The sequence below is a fragment of the Thauera aminoaromatica genome (genome assembly GCF_000021765.1).
GTDB classification, from domain to species: Bacteria; Pseudomonadota; Gammaproteobacteria; order Burkholderiales; family Rhodocyclaceae; genus Thauera; species Thauera aminoaromatica.
Genome location: NC_011662.2, coordinates 3827810 through 3843513, shown reverse-complemented (window position 1 = coordinate 3843513; position 15704 = coordinate 3827810). Strand labels below are relative to the sequence as shown.

17 protein-coding genes are annotated in these 15704 nt (G+C 70.7%); 9 read left to right on the top strand and 8 right to left on the bottom strand.

Features of this window, described 5'->3' with window-relative positions; all coding sequences use genetic code 11:
• Window positions 1–69: 69 nt before the first annotated feature.
• The gene (locus TMZ1T_RS16950; RefSeq protein WP_012585985.1) at window positions 70–1527 is read left to right on the top strand and encodes a TrkH family potassium uptake protein; all 1458 of its coding nucleotides are present in this window, start codon (window positions 70–72) and stop codon (window positions 1525–1527) included.
• On the opposite strand, the gene TMZ1T_RS16945 is transcribed toward TMZ1T_RS16950, so the two are convergent.
• Both TMZ1T_RS16945 and TMZ1T_RS16940 read right to left on the bottom strand, forming a co-directional pair.
• Window positions 1484–2230: a response regulator gene (locus tag TMZ1T_RS16945; RefSeq protein ID WP_012585984.1), complete on the bottom strand. Its 747-nt coding sequence runs from the start codon at window positions 2228–2230 to the stop codon at window positions 1484–1486. The genes TMZ1T_RS16950 and TMZ1T_RS16945 overlap by 44 nt on opposite strands.
• Window positions 2227–3390 (bottom strand): sensor histidine kinase, encoded by a 1164-nt coding sequence (locus TMZ1T_RS16940; protein ID WP_012585983.1) that lies wholly within the window; start codon window positions 3388–3390, stop codon window positions 2227–2229. Before TMZ1T_RS16940 ends, TMZ1T_RS16945 begins: the two co-directional genes overlap by 4 nt.
• A 158-nt stretch (window positions 3391–3548) precedes the next feature.
• Here TMZ1T_RS16940 and TMZ1T_RS16935 point away from each other — a divergent pair, with 158 nt between their 5' ends.
• Together TMZ1T_RS16935 and rhtB are read left to right on the top strand one after the other, a co-directional pair.
• A complete protein-coding gene (locus TMZ1T_RS16935) occupies window positions 3549–4355 on the top strand; it encodes a sulfite exporter TauE/SafE family protein (RefSeq protein ID WP_012585982.1) in 807 nt (268 codons plus the stop codon).
• Window positions 4356–4389: 34 nt separating this feature from the next.
• Complete coding sequence (gene rhtB / locus TMZ1T_RS16930; protein ID WP_012585981.1) at window positions 4390–5013, top strand: homoserine/homoserine lactone efflux protein; 624 nt, start codon at window positions 4390–4392, stop codon at window positions 5011–5013.
• A gap of 174 nt (window positions 5014–5187) precedes the next feature.
• Here rhtB and TMZ1T_RS16925 read toward each other — a convergent pair whose 3' ends face one another.
• The 5 genes from TMZ1T_RS16925 to TMZ1T_RS16910 form a co-directional block, all read right to left on the bottom strand.
• Window positions 5188–6126, bottom strand: a complete 939-nt coding sequence (locus TMZ1T_RS16925) for a metal ABC transporter solute-binding protein, Zn/Mn family (protein ID WP_012585980.1) — start codon at window positions 6124–6126, stop codon at window positions 5188–5190.
• Between the two features lie 247 nt (window positions 6127–6373).
• On the bottom strand, window positions 6374–7240 hold the full coding sequence (locus TMZ1T_RS16920) for a metal ABC transporter permease (protein WP_004309850.1): 867 nt from the start codon (window positions 7238–7240) through the stop codon (window positions 6374–6376).
• 35 nt (window positions 7241–7275) lie between these two features.
• Entirely contained in the window at window positions 7276–8172 is an 897-nt protein-coding gene (locus tag TMZ1T_RS16915) for a metal ABC transporter ATP-binding protein (protein ID WP_012585979.1), read from the bottom strand.
• Complete coding sequence (locus TMZ1T_RS21380) at window positions 8169–8336, bottom strand: hypothetical protein (RefSeq protein WP_004309846.1); 168 nt, start codon at window positions 8334–8336, stop codon at window positions 8169–8171. The genes TMZ1T_RS16915 and TMZ1T_RS21380 overlap by 4 nt, the downstream gene beginning before the upstream one ends.
• Window positions 8333–8791: a Fur family transcriptional regulator gene (locus TMZ1T_RS16910; protein ID WP_004309844.1), complete on the bottom strand. Its 459-nt coding sequence runs from the start codon at window positions 8789–8791 to the stop codon at window positions 8333–8335. The genes TMZ1T_RS21380 and TMZ1T_RS16910 overlap by 4 nt, the downstream gene beginning before the upstream one ends.
• A 169-nt stretch (window positions 8792–8960) precedes the next feature.
• Between TMZ1T_RS16910 and TMZ1T_RS16905 the strand changes: the two genes are divergently transcribed.
• The 4 genes from TMZ1T_RS16905 to TMZ1T_RS16890 all read left to right on the top strand — a co-directional run bounded on the left by TMZ1T_RS16905 (window position 8961) and on the right by TMZ1T_RS16890 (window position 12269).
• The gene (locus tag TMZ1T_RS16905) at window positions 8961–9521 is read left to right on the top strand and encodes a DUF2796 domain-containing protein (protein ID WP_261789022.1); all 561 of its coding nucleotides are present in this window, start codon (window positions 8961–8963) and stop codon (window positions 9519–9521) included.
• A gap of 8 nt (window positions 9522–9529) precedes the next feature.
• Window positions 9530–10255 carry an ABC transporter ATP-binding protein gene (locus tag TMZ1T_RS16900; RefSeq protein ID WP_012585977.1) on the top strand — a complete coding sequence of 242 codons (726 nt, stop codon included), beginning with the start codon at window positions 9530–9532 and terminating at the stop codon, window positions 10253–10255.
• Window positions 10252–11547 (top strand): FtsX-like permease family protein, encoded by a 1296-nt coding sequence (locus tag TMZ1T_RS16895; RefSeq protein ID WP_012585976.1) that lies wholly within the window; start codon window positions 10252–10254, stop codon window positions 11545–11547. The genes TMZ1T_RS16900 and TMZ1T_RS16895 overlap by 4 nt, the downstream gene beginning before the upstream one ends.
• A gap of 77 nt (window positions 11548–11624) precedes the next feature.
• The gene (locus tag TMZ1T_RS16890) at window positions 11625–12269 is read left to right on the top strand and encodes a DUF3299 domain-containing protein (RefSeq protein WP_004314658.1); all 645 of its coding nucleotides are present in this window, start codon (window positions 11625–11627) and stop codon (window positions 12267–12269) included.
• Between the two features lie 231 nt (window positions 12270–12500).
• On the opposite strand, the gene TMZ1T_RS16885 is transcribed toward TMZ1T_RS16890, so the two are convergent.
• A complete protein-coding gene (locus TMZ1T_RS16885; protein WP_004314659.1) occupies window positions 12501–13283 on the bottom strand; it encodes an enoyl-CoA hydratase/isomerase family protein in 783 nt (260 codons plus the stop codon).
• A gap of 167 nt (window positions 13284–13450) precedes the next feature.
• Here TMZ1T_RS16885 and TMZ1T_RS16880 point away from each other — a divergent pair, with 167 nt between their 5' ends.
• Both TMZ1T_RS16880 and TMZ1T_RS16875 read left to right on the top strand, forming a co-directional pair.
• Window positions 13451–13771: a DUF485 domain-containing protein gene (locus TMZ1T_RS16880; protein WP_353799366.1), complete on the top strand. Its 321-nt coding sequence runs from the start codon at window positions 13451–13453 to the stop codon at window positions 13769–13771.
• Window positions 13771–15450, top strand: coding sequence for a cation acetate symporter (locus TMZ1T_RS16875; RefSeq protein WP_004314661.1), 1680 nt, complete (start codon window positions 13771–13773; stop codon window positions 15448–15450). Before TMZ1T_RS16880 ends, TMZ1T_RS16875 begins: the two co-directional genes overlap by 1 nt.
• The last annotated feature ends 254 nt before the right edge of the window (window positions 15451–15704 follow it).

The window sequence follows — 15704 nt, the reverse complement described above, 5'->3', positions numbered from 1 at the left end:
TTTACGCATGGCCGCCTAGTATCCGCAGCGTCCATACACAGTCTCGCGGCGTTTGCCGTCCTTGTCGCGATGCAAGCCTATTTCCCCGTCCTCGGTGTGCTCGGCATGATGCTGATGCTGTTCGGGCTGGTGATGGGCTTTCCGCTCGCGGTGTCCTTCGCGCTCGAAGACGGTGCCACCGAGGCCTACGACCTCGCCATCCTCGCCACCTTCGCGACCGGGCTGCTCATGTGGGCCGCGGGCCGGCGGGCGCGGCGCGACCTGCACGTCTCCGACGGCTTCCTGCTCGTGGCCGCGACCTGGCTGATCACGCCGGTGTTCGGGGCGCTGCCGCTGCTGTTCTACCTTCCGGAACTCTCGTTCACCGACGCCTACTTCGAGGCCGCCTCCGGGCTCACCACGACCGGTGCCACGGTGCTTACCGGGCTCGACACGATGCCGGTGTCGATCAACCTGTGGCGCTGCTTCATGCACTGGGTGGGCGGCATGGGCGTGATCGTGCTGATGGTCGCGGTGCTGCCGCTGCTGGGCATCGGCGGGCGGCAGATCTTCCGCGCCGAGACGCCCGGGCCGATGAAGGAGTCCAGCCTCACCCCGCGCATCGCCGAGACCGCCAAGGGCCTGTGGGGCGTTTATGTAGTGCTCACCGCAGGCTGCACCCTCGCGCTCTTGCAGGCCGGCATGGCGCCGTGGGATGCCTTGATCCATGCCTTCTCGATCATGGGGCTGGGCGGCTTCTCCACCCGGGACGCCAGCCTCGGCGCCTTCGACAGCGTGCCGATCGAGACCGTCACCATCGTGTTCGCGCTGCTCTCGGGCATCAACTATGCCACCCACTACCTCGCCCTGGTGCGGCGCACGCCGCGCCCTTACGGCGAGGACCCCGAGCTACGCTGGTTCTTCGGCGTGCTCGGGGTCACCGTGGTCTTTCTGACCGTGTATCTGCTCGAATCGGGCGCCTATCGGGATGGCGCGCTCGCGTTCCGCCACGTCTCCTTCCACGCCGTCTCGCTGGCGACCTCGCTCGGTCTGGCGACCTACGACTACACGGTGTGGCCGATGTTCGCGCAGGTGTGGATTCTGTTCCTGAGCAGCTTCGCCGCCTGCTCCGGCTCGACCGGTGGCGGCATCAAGATGATGCGCGCGATCATCCTGTACAAGCAGGTTCACCGCGAGATCGTGCGCTCGCTGCATCCGAGCGCGGTGGTGCCGCTGCGTCTGGGCAGGCAGCCGGTGTCCGACAACGTGCTGCACGCGGTACTCGCGTTCAGCTTCATGTACATGGTCAGCATCGTCAGCCTGACGCTGATCCTCGCCGCTTCCGGGCTGGACCTGATCACCGCGTTCTCGGGCGTGGTGGCCTGCATCAACAATGCCGGGCCAGGGCTGGCCGCGCTGGGGCCGGCGGGCAACTACCAGGGCTTGGGCGATTTCCAGACTTGGGTGATGAGCTTTGCGATGATTCTCGGCCGCCTGGAGATCTTCACCCTGCTGGTGGTGCTGACGCCGGCGTTCTGGCGGCGCTGAGCGGCTCGGGCACCAGCCGGTAGCCCACGCCGGGTTCGGTGAGGATGTGGACGGGCAGGCGCGGGTCGGGTTCGAGCTTGCGGCGCAAACCGGCCATATAGACGCGCAGGTAATGTGCGTGCTCGACGTGGTTCGGGCCCCAGGCGCCGGTCAGCAGCTGGCGCTGCGTCACCACGCGACCCGCTGCGGTGGCGAGCAGGCCGAGCAGGCGGAACTCGATCGGGGTCAGGTGGACCGGCGCGCCGCCACGCGTCACCCGGCGCTGCTCGAGGTCGAGTTCCACGTCGCCGAAGGCGATGCACGCCGCGGCCTGCGGCGGACGCAGCGCGCGGCGCAGCAGGGCGCGGACGCGGGCGAGCAACTCGGCGACGCCGAAGGGCTTGGCTAGATAGTCGTCGGCGCCGGCGTCGAGCGCCGCGACCTTGTCGGTCTCGTCGCTGCGCGCCGACAGCACCAGCACCGGCATGCCGCTCCAGCCGCGCAGCTCGGCCAGCAGCGCCGTGCCGTCGCCGTCGGGCAGGCCGAGGTCGAGCACCAGCAGGTCGGGCCGGCGGCTGGCGAGCTCGATGCGGCCGCGCTCGAGCGCGGCGGCCTCGCGCACCGTGCAGCCCTCGGATTCCAGCGCCGTGCGCACGAAACGGCGGATGCCGGCCTCGTCCTCGACCAGCAGCACGACCGGGGAGGGGGGCTGGGCGCTCTTCATCGTGGGGGCGCTCCGGCCTCGTCCTCGGGAGGCGGTCGGTCCGGCTGGCGTGGCAGCGGCAGCTGCAGCACGAAGCAGGCGCCGCCGCCGGCGCGGTTGTGTGCGCTCACGCTGCCGCCGTGTGCCGCGACGATGGCGTGCACGATCGCCAGACCCAGCCCGGTGCCGGCATCGCCGGTCGCCGTCGTTGCGTCGGCCGCGCCGCGCGGATGGGGGGCGCGCACGAAGCGCTCGAAGATCGCCTGCTCGCGCCCCGGCGGCAGGCCGCAACCGTCGTCGCACAGACTGATGCGGATCCAGTCGGCGCCCACCTGCGCCGCCAGCACGATGTGCCCTCCCTCCGGGGTGTGCGCGATCGCGTTGTCGAGCAGGTTGCACACCACCCGCTCCATCAGCACCGCGTCGGCGTGCAGCAGTGGCAGTTCCTCGGGCAGCTCGAGCGCGAACACGTGCGCGCGCAGGGCGTGGGCGCGCGCCTGCAGCGCGCTGCCGAGCAGCTCGTCCACCGCCAGCCAGTCGAGCGCGAGGCGCGGCGCCCCGGATTGCAGGCGGGAGAGGTCGAGCAGGTCGCGCGCGAGCGCATGGGTGCGCAAGGCCTCGGCGCGGATCGCCTCGGCCAGCTCGGCCTGCGCCGGGGGCAGCGGCGGTCCGGCCAGCGGGAGCGACTCGGCGAGTCCGGCGAGTGCGGTCAGCGGCGTGCGCAGGTCGTGCGACAGCGAGGCGAGCAAGGTGTTGCGCAGGCGCTCGGTGTCGGCGGCGAGGCGCGCCTGTGCCGCCTCTTCCGCACGCGCCTCGGCAGAGTCGCGTTCGCGGCGCAGGCGCGCGGCCAGCTCCGCGGTGGTCAGTGCCACCGCGAGCAGCACGGCGAAGGTCAGCAGGTACTGCAGGTCCGAGACCGCCAGCGTGAAGTGCGGATGCACGAAGAAGAAGTCGAACAGCGCCACCGCCAGGAAGGCGGCGAACACGGCCGGCCCGCGACCGAGCCGGATCGCTGCGAACAGCACCGCGAGCGGGAACAGCATGGCGATGTTGGCGAGATCGAACTGCCCGAGCAGCGGCGCACCGACCAGCGCCACCGCACCCGCCGCCAGCGCAGCGAGCAGGTAATTGCGCAGCGGGGCGCGGTCGGGAAGGCGGTCGCGTGGTGTCGGCAGGGCCATGCCGCGATGGTACCAGCGTGCCCATCCCGCCGCGTCCGCGCCGGCCCTGCCCGGGAGGATTCCCACGGTCCGCTTGCACTGCCCCTCGGCTTTGACCGATAGTTCCGCTCCTTGCGCACTGCAACACGCGGCGTGCCTCGAACCCGAACGGAAACGCAATGACCTTCGACCTCTGGTGGCTCGCCTACCCGGTGCTCGGCGCGGCGGTGGGCTTCTTCGCCGGCCTGCTCGGTGTGGGCGGCGGCGGCATCATGGTGCCGATGTTGACGACCTTCTTCCTTGCCCAGGGCTTCCCGCAGTCCCAGGTGGTGCACATGGCGCTCGGCACCTCGATGGCGGCCATCGTGCTGACCTCGGTGTCCAGCCTGCGTGCGCACCACGCGCGTGGAGCGGTGCGCTGGGACGTGGTGCGCGCGATCACGCCCGGCATCCTCGTCGGCACCTTCGCCGCCACTTTCATCGCCGCGCGCGTGTCCACCGTGCCGCTGGCGATCTTCTTCGCCGTCTTCATGGCCTACGTGTCGATCCAGATGCTGCTCAACATCAAGCCCAAGCCCGCGCGCGAGCTGCCCGGGGCACTCGGCATGAGCGCGGCCGGCCTCGGCATCGGCGGTGTGTCGGCGCTGGTCGCGATCGGCGGCGGCTCGCTGTCGGTGCCCTTCATGACCTGGTGCAACGTCAAGATGCAGAACGCGATCGGTACCTCCGCGGCGATCGGCTTGCCGATCGCGCTCGCCGGCACGGTCGGCTACCTGGTCAATGGCTGGGGCGCACCCGACATGCCGGCGCTCACCTTCGGCTATGTGTACCTGCCGGCGCTGGTGCTGGTCTCCGTGGTCAGCACCTTCTTCGCCCCGCTCGGCGCGAAGCTGGCCCACCGCCTGCCGGTGGCGACGCTGAAGAAGGTGTTTGCCGGGATGCTGGTCCTGCTGTGTGCCAAGATGCTGCACAGCATCTTCGCCTGAACGAACTCGCTGGACGAATCTGCCGGAGACTTCCATGAGCTGGACGATGTGGCTTGGCTTTCTTGCCGCCGCACTGGTGATCGCGGTCTCGCCGGGACCGGGCGCCGTGCTGTCGATGTCGACCGGCCTGCGCTACGGCTACACCGCCGCGCTGCGCGCGATCACCGGCCTGGAGATCGCGCTGTTGCTGCAACTCGGCGTCGTGGCGCTCGGCCTCGGTGCGGTGCTCGCGACCTCGGAGACGGCGTTCGCGGTGGTGAAATTCGCCGGCGCGGCCTACCTGATCTGGCTCGGCGTGCAGAAGTGGCGCTCGCCGCCCGAGCCGATCGACGGGGACGGCGAGGGCGTGCGGGTGCAGTCGCGCCGCCAGCTCTACGCTCAGGGCATCCTGGTGAACCTGACCAACCCGAAGGCGATCGTGTTCATCGCCGCGCTGGTGCCGCAGTTCATCGTGCCCGACCGGCCGCAGTGGCCGCAGTTCGCGATCATCGGCGCAACCATGGTCGGGGTCGACGTGATGGTGATGTCCTGCTATGCGCTGCTCGCCACGCGTTTCCGCCCCCTGCTGCGCGACCCGCGCCTGCTGCGCCTGCAGAACCGCCTGTTCGGCGGCCTCTTCGTCGGCGCCGGGGCGATGCTGGCGGCCTCGAGCCGCTGAGCCGCCCCGGGTCCGGGCCGGCAATGGGCGATGGCGCGAACGGCGGCGCCGCAATCGCGGCTTGCGTCGCTCCCACAAGAACGCTCCGCCGCCCCCGAGCCCCGGCAGGAGCGACGCAAGTCGCGATCCCCCGCGCCCCGAGACCCGCCGCCGCTCCGTGGAAACCGATCCGGTTCAGCGCTCGGGTGCCGCGAGTGCCTTCTGCAGCGTCGCCAGGTTGGCGCGCATCATGCGTACGTAGCTGGGCGCCGGGCCGTCAGCCTTCGACAGTGCGTCGGAATACAGCGTGCCGCCCACGACCGCGCCGCTTTCGCTGCGGATGCGCTCGATCAGGCGAGGATCGGCGATGTTCTCGATGAACACCGCCGGCACCTTTTCCGCCGCGAGCTGGCGGATCAGGCCGGCCACGCCCTTGGCGGTGGGCTCGGCGTTGTTCGCCACGCCGACGGGCGACAGGAAGCGGATGTCGTAGGCGCGCGCGAAGTACCCGAAGGCCGCGTGCGAACTCACCACCTTGCGGCGCTCGGCGGGCAGCGCCGCGAAGGCGGCACGGATCTCCGCGTCGAGCGCCTGCAACTCGCCGTCGTAGCGTGCGGCCGCGGCGCGGTAGATGGCCGCGCCGTCCGGGTCGGCGGTGGCGAGGGCGGCGGCGATGTTGGCGACGTAGCGGCGCACGTTCGCCACGTCCTGCCAGGCGTGCGGGTCGACCGCCTTGCCCTTGCCATGATCGTGGCCATGGTCGTGCCCGTCGTCGCGCCTCATCTCCAGCGTCGAGATCCCCGCGCTCGCCACCACCACCGCCCCCTTGAATCCGCCGGCGCGCGCCAGCCGCGTCATCCAGTCGTCGAAGCCGAGGCCGTTGACCACCACCAGCGCAGCCTTGCCGATCTCGCGCGCGTCCGAGGGACGCGGCTGGAAGGCGTGGGCGTCCTCGTCGGGACCGACCAGGGTGCGCACCTTGATGCGCTCGCCGCCGACCTGGGCGACGAGGTCGCCGAGGATGCTGAAGCTGGTCGCCACTTCGAGCGCCTGGGCGTGGGCGCTGCCGCCCAGGAGCAGGGCGGCGCAGGCCGCGAGGATGCGCAGGCGGCGCAAGCGGTAGGGGAATCTCATCGTCGTCGGGTCCGGGTTGAAGAAAGGAAAGAAGGTGTACTCGAGCCGCAGGGCCCCACCGCGGATTTCCGCCGCGATCGCTTTCGTAGGAGCGACGCAAGTCGCGACTCCGGTCGCAGGGCGGTCGCTCGTGTCGGCGACTGACCAAGCGCTGCGATCGCGACTTGCGTCGCGCCCCACAAGAGCCATCACGTCTCCGCGTCGCTCCTGCCGGAGCAGTCGAGCTGCCCGCAGGCGACATCGGGCCTCACGACTCGAGGTGGTGCCGTACCGGCAGGCGTCCGGCGAGCAGGCCACCGGGGGCCGCGAGCAGCGACACGAAATAGACCACGCCGCACACCAGCACGATCGCCGGCCCGGCAGGCACGTCGGCATGGAAGGACAGCAGCAGCCCGCTCGCGCCGCTGCCGAAGGCGAACAGCACCGCGAGCAGCAGCAGCATCGGCAGGCCGTTCGTCCACAGGCGCGCCGCGGCCGCGGGCAGGATCATGATGCCTACCGCCATCAGCGTGCCGAGCGCGTGGAAGCCGCTCACCAGGTTCACCACCACCAGCATCAGGAAGCCGTAGTGCGCCACCGGCGACCACCGGCTCACCCCGCGCAGGAAGGCGGGGTCGAAGCACTCCATGACGAGCGGGCGGAACAGCAGCGCCAGGCTCGCCAGGGTCACGCTGGCGATGCTCGCGATCAGCAGCAGCGAGGCGTCGTCGAGCCCGAGCACGGAGCCGAAGAGGACGTGCAGCAGGTCGAGGTTCTGCCCGCGCAGCGACACGATCATGACCCCCGCGGCGAGCGAGAGCAGGTAGAAGGCGGCCAGGCTGGCGTCCTCCTTGAGCACCGAGGCGCGCGTCACCAGCCCCGCGGCGAACACCACCACCAGGCCGGCGACGATGCCGCCCACCGTCATCGCGCCCAGTGACAGGCCGAAGGCGAGGTAGCCGAGCGCGGCGCCGGGCAGGATGGCGTGGCTCATCGCGTCGCCCATCAGGCTCATGCGGCGCAGCAGCAGGAACACGCCCACCGGCGTGGCGCCGAGCGCGAGCGCCAGGCAGCCGGCGAGCGCGCGGCGCATGAAGGCGAACTCGGTGAAGGGGGAGATGAGGAGGTCGAACACTGCGAAGGCCTGGTTTGCTGGCGCGGGTTGCGGATTCAGTGGCGGGGAAGACCGCGGCGCGGACGCGGCGCGGTGTGTGCCGCGGGGTGCGGATGGGCGTGGCCGTGGCCTTCGTCGTGCGCATGTCCATGGTCATGCGCGTGCGGATGTGCCGCCGCATCGGGCGCCACCGCGACCGTCAACTCCTCGATGTGGCATTCGTGCGCGTGCTCGTCGAAGGCTTCCGACAGGCGGCGCGCGCGCGCCAGGCGCTCGGGCGTCAGCACCTCGGCGGTGGGGCCGAAGGCCACCGGCTCGCGCGACAGCAGCAGTGCGGTCGGGAAGTGGCGGCGCACCTGCTCGAGGTCGTGCACCACGGTGAGGATGGTGCGGCCCTCGTCGTGCCAGCCCAGGATCAGCTCCACGAGATCGTCCACCGTGCGGCTGTCGATGGCCGCGAAGGGCTCGTCGAGCAGGATCAGCGGCGCGTCCTGCAACATCAGGCGGGCGAAACGCGCGCGCTGCAGTTGGCCGCCCGAGAGCGATCCGATGGGGCGCGACTCGAAGCCCGCCATGCCCACCGCCTCGAGCGCGGCGCGCACGCGTCGGCGCTGCTCGCGCGAGACGCCGCCGAAGGCGCCGATCTCGTGCCACAGGCCCATCGCGACCACGTCGAACACCGACACCGGGAAGCTGTGGTCGATCTCGCCGCGCTGTGGCATGTAGGCCAGTCCCCCCGCGGGCAGCTCGGGCAGCAGGATGCGCCCGCCGATCGGCCGCAGCTCGCCGGCGAGGCCCTTGAGCAGGGTGGATTTGCCTGCGCCGTTGGGGCCCACCACGGCGACGAGCGCGCCCGCGGGAATCTCGGCCGACAGGTGATGCACCGCCGGGTGGCGGTCGTAGCCCAGGGTGAGGTTGTCGAGGCGGATCATCGGCAGCGCGAGGCGGTTCATTGCAAGGCCCACAGCACGGTCGCCCATAGCAGCGCCAGCGCGCCGGCGACCAGGGCGAGGCGCGCGGCCAGGCCCGCGCCCAGCAGGCTACGTGCCGGGAAGGGGCGCGTGTCGTCGTCGGCTTGGGGATCGGTGCCGTGCAGGACGGGGGGCGCGCGCTTCATCGTTCCTTCCTCTCCACGCCCTCGCGGCCGCAATCGGCGCACGCGCCATGCAGCACCAGCTCGGCGCGTGCGACCGCGAAGCCGGCGGGCAGGGTCGGCGCGGCGGCGGACACGTCCTCCAGGCACACGATCTGGCCACAGCGCTCGCAGTGGAAATGGGCGTGGCGGTGGTCGCCGTCGCGGCGGATCTCGAAGCGCCAGGCGCGTTCGCCCCCCGCGATTCGCTGCGCAATACCCTGTTCCACCAGCCAGTCGAGCGCGCGGTAGAGGGTGACACGGTCGTGGGCGATGCCCGCCCCGTCGAGCGCGGCGCCGAGCTCGTCGTGCGAGAGCGGATGGGCGCTGCGCTGCAAGGCCTGGATCACCGCCACCCGCGTGCGCGTGACGCGGCCGCCGCGTGCGGCGATGAGCTCGCGGGCAGCGTCGGTGGCGGCAGGGTGTTCGTGCAGGGGCATATCGAAGCCTGTTGCGGCGGGGCGCGGGGAAACGGCTCTTGTGGCAGGGTGGTCGCTTTTGATGCAACATTGTAGCATTAGACTTGCGTGCCCCGCGCTGCATGGTTTTCAGCACTCGTCACGCGCCCCGAATCGCTTGTCTCCACTTCCCACGACCATGCCAGCCTGCTTGCGTCCGATCCTCCTCTCCAGCGTCATCGTCCTGGCCCTCGCGCTCCCTGTCGCCGCGCCGGCACAGCATGCGCATGGCGCACACCAGCACGGCGTCGCCGAACTGACCGTTGTACTGGAAGGCCGCATGTTGCAGCTGGAGCTGATCTCGCCGCTCGACAACCTCGTCGGCTTCGAGCATGCGCCGGCGAACGAGACGCAGCGCGGTGCGCTCGCCGATGCGGAGCGCCTCCTGCTCGACAGCGAGGCGGTGTTCGCGCTCCCGTCGGAAGCTGGCTGCGTGATCCGTGAGGTCGGCATCGAATCGCCGTGGCGGGACAGCGGGCGCGAACACGGTCGGGGCCAAACACGCGACCACAACCGGCCGGCCCGCGGCGATCACGAGGACATGGTGGCAAGCTACGGTTTCGAGTGCGCGCATCCCGAGGCGCTGCGTCGGCTGGAGTTGCGCGTCTTCAAGCACTTCCCGCGCCTGCAGCGCGTGCGCGCCGAGTTCGCCACCCCGCGCGGCCAGGGGGGCGGTGTGCTCACCTCGGGCGCCGCCGCGCTCGCGCTGTGAGCGCGGCAGTGCGAGCGCACCCGACGCCGGCGGTGCGCATCTCCGGCCTGCGCTACCGCTGGCCGGGCAGCGCGCAGGACTGCCTGGCGATCGACGCGCTGCAGCTCGGCGCCGGTGAGCGCGTCTTCCTGCGCGGGCCGAGCGGCAGCGGCAAGACCACGCTGCTGTCGCTGGTCGGCGGGGTGATCCTGCCGCAGGCCGGCACGGTCGAGGTCGGCGGGCAGGCGCTCGGCGCGCTGTCGGCGGGCGCGCGCGACCGCTTCCGTGCCGACCACGTCGGCTTCGTGTTCCAGCTCTTCAACCTGCTGCCCTGGCTGTCCGCGCGCGACAACATCCTGCTCGCCTGCCGCTTCGCGCCGCAGCGGCGCGCGCGTATCGCGGCCGCGGGCAGCACGCCGGCTGCCGAGGCGGCGCGCCTGGCGGCGCGGCTCGACCTCGGCGTCGAGCTGCTCGAGCGCCCGGCCACGCAGCTCTCGGTCGGCCAGCAGCAGCGCGTGGCCGCGGCGCGCGCGCTGATCGGCCGTCCCGGCCTGGTGGTGGCGGACGAGCCCACCTCCGCGCTCGACGCCGATCGTCAGCAGACCTTCATCGACCTGCTGCTCGACGAATGCGCCGCGGTCGGCGCCGCGCTGCTCTTCGTCAGCCACGACCAGCGCCTGGCAGCGCACTTCGACCGCGTGCTCGACCTCGGTGCGCTCGTCCGCGCCGGCCTCGCTGCGGAGGACGCGCGATGAGCCCCGTCTTCATGCTGTCGCTGCGCAGCATCGCCAACCGCAGGCTGTCGGCCGCGCTCACCGTGGTCGCGGTGGCGCTGGCAGTGGCGCTGCTGCTCGGGGTCGAGCGCCTGCGCAACGATGCGCGCGCGGGCTTCGCGCAGACGATTTCCGCCACCGACCTGGTGGTGGGCGCGCGCAGCGGCCCGGTGCAGCTGCTGCTGTACTCGGTCTTCCACATCGGCGACGCCACCGCCAACCTGTCGTGGGCCAGCATCGAGCACGTCGCCGCGCTGCCCCAGGTGAAGTGGCTGGTACCGCTCGCGCTCGGCGACTCGCACCGCGGTCACCGCGTGGTCGGCACCACCACGGACTTCTTCGCGCAATACCGCCATGGCGAGGGGCGCAGTCTGGTCTTCGCGGCCGGCGGCCCGTTCGCCGGCGCAACCGCGCGCGTCGAGGACCTCTTCCAGACCGTGATCGGCGCCGAGGTCGCCGCCCGCCATGGTTACCGCCTCGGCGAGCGCATCGTGCTCAGCCACGGCGGCGGCGCGGGGGAGGGCGGAGCGCGCTTCGCCGAGCACGCCGACAAGCCCTTCACCGTGGTCGGCATCCTCGCGCCCAGCGCCACGCCGCTCGACCGCGCCGTGCTGGTGAGCCTGGAGGGCCTGGAGGCGATTCATGTCGATTGGCATGGCGGCGCGCCCATCCCGGGCCTGAAGATCACGCCCGAGCAGGTGCGCAAGTTCGACCTGCGCCCCAAATCCGTCACGGCCGCGCTCGTCGGGCTGCACAGCCGCAGCGCGGTGTTCCGCGTGCAGCGCCAGATCAACGCCTACGCCGGCGAACCGCTCACCGCCATCCTGCCCGGTGCGACCCTGCAGCAGCTGTGGGACCTCGTCGGCATCGCCGAGCGCGCGCTGCTCGCGGTCTCGGCCCTGGTGGTCGTGGTCGGCCTGACGGGCATGGTGGCGGTGGTGCTGGCAAGCCTGGGCGAGCGCCGCCGCGAGCTCGCCATCCTGCGTGCGCTGGGTGCCAGCCCGCGCGAGGTCTTCGCGCTGCTCGCGCTTGAGAGCCTGCTGCTCGCCACTGCGGGCATCGCGCTCGGCCTCGGGCTGCTGTATGGTGCGGGCGCCGCGCTCGCCCCCTGGCTCGCCGCGCAGCATGGTCTGCAGCCGAGCCTGGGCTGGCCCGCGGCGGGCGAATGGCGCCTGCTCGGCGCGGTGCTCGCCGCCAGCCTGGTCGCCAGCCTGCTGCCGGCGCTGCGCGCCTACCGCCAGTCGCTCGCCGACGGCATGACCGTGCGGACCTGAGGCGGGATGCACCGCCTCGTTCGCGGGGCCGGGAGGGCCCGGATCCATCACCGTACGCCTGCAACCGGAGGCAGGAAATGAACACGAATCTGCACCTCGCCCGCTTGGTCCCGCGCGCGCTGCGCGTCGTACCGCTGCTTGCCCTGTTGGCGTTCGCGCCGCTGCCGGCTGGCGCGCAGGCCCCGGCCGGCGAGTCCGCCGGCCAGTACGCGGTGGGCGACCGCCTCGCTGCGCCCGCGCCGGGAAAGGGCGAGTTCCGCGAGATCAGCTGGGACGACCTCATCCCTGCCGACTGGAACCCCGAGGGCTTCCTCTCGGGCCTCGAGCTCGACAAGCTCGAGGACAACGACCCGCGCGCCGCCGAGGCGCTGCAGCGCATGCGCGAGGAGTGGGACCGTGCGCCCCTGGTCGAGCGCATGGCTGGTGCGCGCGTGCGCATCCCCGGCTTCGTCGTGCCGCTCGAGACCAGCGGCGAGAAGATCCGCGAGTTTCTCCTCGTCCCGTATTTCGGTGCCTGCGTGCACGTCCCGCCGCCGCCCGCCAACCAGCTCATCCACGTCATCCCCGACAAGCCCGTGCCGGGCGGCTGGAACATGCTGCCGGTGTGGGTGGACGGGGTCATGGCGGTGGGGCGCATCGATTCCGACATGGGTACCGCGGGCTACCAGCTGCGCGCGGTGAAGGTGGAGGAGTACGTCGAGGAGAAGCCGAAGCGGCGATGAAGCGCCTGCCCGCGCCGGGATCGCGACTCGCGTCGCTCCCACAGGCGCTTTCGGAAGCGCGGTGACGTGCCGTGGGAGCGACGCAAGTCGCGATTGCGGCGCCGCAGTCCTCGCCGGCCGCGCATCGCCGACCGGATCGCCCGATCGCGACTCGCGTCGCTCCTACAGGCGCCTTCGGAAGCGCGGTGACGTGCCGTAGGAGCGACGCAAGTCGCGATTGCGGCGCCGCGGCTAGCGCCCCCGGAACACCGGTGCCCGCTTCTCGCTGAATGCGGCAAGGCCCTCGCGATAGTCCGCGGTGGCGAGGAAGTCGAAGGCGCGGCGCTTCTCCTCCTCGTCCAGCGCCACGCCGGTGGTCAGCCGGCGCACCCACTGCTTGTGCCAGCGCGCCACCAGCGGCGCGCCCGCGCGGATGCGCTCGGCCGACACGGCGGCCTCCTCGAATACGCGTTCGTCGTCCACCACGCGGGTCAGCAGGCCCTTCTGCAGCGCCTCGCGCGCATCCAGGATGCGGCCCTCGAGCAGGATTTCCAGGACCACCGCCGGGCCGACCAGGGCGAGCAGGCCGGCCATCTCGCCCGGATACATCGAGAACCCCAGGCGGTTGATCGGCGCGCCGAAGCGTGCCGACTCGCCCGCGATGCGGATGTCGCAGCAGCCGGCGATCTCCAGCCCGCCGCCCACGCAGGCGCCGCGGATCGCCGCCACGGTGGGCACGGCGCAGTCGCGGATCGCGTTCAGCGCGCTCGCCACCAGGTCCTCGTGGTAGTGCAGCGCATCGTCCACCGTCGCGCGCACGCTGCGGAACTCCTCGATGTCGCCGCCGGCGGCGAAGGCGTTCTCGCCCGCGCCGCGCACGATCACGCAGCGCACCGAATCGTCGGCGGCGATGCGCGCCATCGCCGCCGAGAGTCCGCGCCACATCGCCGCGTTCACAGCGTTCAGCTTGGTCGGGTTGTGCAGGGTCACGGTGGCGATGCCCTGGTCGATGTCGAGGTCGATTCTTGTGTTCATCGGTTCGCCGTTTTCGATAAATAAAATTTTTCCATACGGATGTGTATGGAGTCTTATGGATGATATATCATCCGCTCGCCTACGATGCCGCGTCAGACGGCCGCCGAGGCAGGAGGAAAGGTGGAGGCAAAGCAGTTCGTGTTGCTTATCCTTGGGAGGGAGTGAAAGTGTCTAGCTCGATGTATGCGCACATCCGGCGCAACCCGCGGTTCGCGGAGCTTGTCGCCAAGCGCACCCGCTTCGCGGGCATTCTGGCGGCGATCGTCCTGATCGTCTTTTACGGCTTCGTGCTGCTCGTGGCGTTCGCGCCCGAGCTCATCGGCAAGCGTCTGTTCGAGGGCAGCAACCTGACCTTCGGCATCCTCGCCGGCCTGCTGCAGTTCATCTTCTTCTGGGTCCTGACCCTGGTGTACGTCCGCCGCGCCAACGGCGAGTTCGACGACATCAACAAGGAACTCGTGAAGGCCGCCTGGAAGGAGGAAAAATGATGAACGCCCGTAGCCTTTCCCGTAGCGCCGCCGGCCTGCTCGCGCTGGCCGCCAGCCCGCTGGTGCTCGCCGCCGGTCCCGCGATGGACGCCGCCGAGAAGCAGCCGCTCAACCTCCACGCCATCGGCATGTTCTTTGTGTTCGTGCTGATGACCCTGGGCATCACCTACTGGGCGGCCAGCCGCACCAAGTCGACCGCCGACTTCTACACCGCCGGCGGTGGCATCACCGGCTTCCAGAACGGCCTCGCGATCGCCGGCGACTACATGTCCGCCGCCACGCTGCTCGGTCTCACCGCGATGATGTACGCGCAGGGTGTGGATGCCTACATCTACATGCTCTCCTTCTTCGTGGGCTGGCCGATCATCCTGTTCCTGATGGCCGAGCGTCTGCGCAACCTGGGCAAGTTCACCTTCGCCGACATCACTGCCTACCGCCTCGACCAGGGCAAGGTGCGCACGATGGCCGCGGTGAGCTCGCTGACCGTGGTGTGCTTCTACCTGGTGGCGCAGATGGTCGGTGCCGGCCAGCTCATCAAGCTGCTGTTCGGTCTCGACTACAACATCGCGCTCGTCGTCGTCGGCGCGCTGATGATGGTGTACGTCACCTTCGGCGGCATGGTCGCCACCACCTGGGTGCAGATCATCAAGGCCTGCATGCTGCTGATCGGCGGTACCGCGGTGGGCGTGCTCGCGTTCAGCCAGTTCGGCTTCTCGTTCGACGAGCTCACCAACCGTGCGATGGAAGTGCACAAGCTGGGCCAGAAGCTGCTCAACCCCGGCAGCCTGCTCGCCGATCCGGTGACCGCGATCTCGCTCGGCCTCGGCCTGATGTTCGGCACCGCCGGCCTGCCGCACATCCTGATGCGCTTCTTCACCGTGACCGATGCCAAGGAAGCGCGCAAGTCCGTGCTCTACGCCTCGGGTATCGTCGCCTACTTCTTCAACGTCATCGCCATCATGGGCCTGTGCGCGATCATCATCGTCGGCCAGAACCCGCAGTTCTTCGAAGGCGGCGTGATCGGCGGCAAGGTCATCGGCGGCGGCAACATGATCGCCATGCACCTGGCCAACGCGGTCGGCGGCAACCTTCTGCTCGGCTTCCTGTCGGCGGTGGCCTTCGCGACCATCCTCGCGGTGGTGGCCGGCCTGGCGCTGGCCGGTGCCTCGGCGATCTCGCACGACATCTACTCGCGCGTCATCATGAAGGGCAAGGCCGACGAAGCGACCGAACTGCGGGTGTCGAAGTTCGCCACCATCGGCCTCGGTGTGGTCGCGGTGCTGCTCGGCATGGCCTTCGAGAAGATGAACATCGCGTTCATGGTCGCGCTCGCCTTCGGCGTGGCCGCTTCGGCCAACTTCCCGGTGCTGATCCTGTCGATGTACTGGAAGGGCCTCACCACCAAGGGCGCCCTCGTGGGCGGCTACTCCGGCCTGGTCAGCGCAGTGCTGTTCGTGCTGCTGTCCAAGTCGGTGTGGGTGGATGTGCTGGGCAACGCTTCGGCGATCTTCCCCTATACCCAGCCGGCGCTGTTCTCGATGCCGATCGCCTTCTTCATGACCTGGCTGTTCTCCACGCTCGACAAGAGCAAGGCGGCCGAGGCCGAGAAGGAAGCCTTCGAGGACCAGTACGTGCGCGCCCAGACCGGTGTCGGCGCCGCGACCGCCTCGTCGCACTGACCGAAGCGCGCGGTTCCCCGAACCGCGCCGCATCCCCGACCCGCCCCGCGCTCCCGCGCCGGGCGGGTTTTTCGTCGACCGGCGGTGCGCCTCTTCGCCGCCGGATCGCGACGGGCGTCACTCCTGCAAGAAACTCGAGGCGCTGGTCGGGCCACGACGGTTTTCGTGGGAGCGACGCCAGCCGCGATCGGGCGATGTGGCGGGCGATGCGCGGCCGGAAAGGGCTGCGGGGGGCGCAATCGCGACCCGCGTCG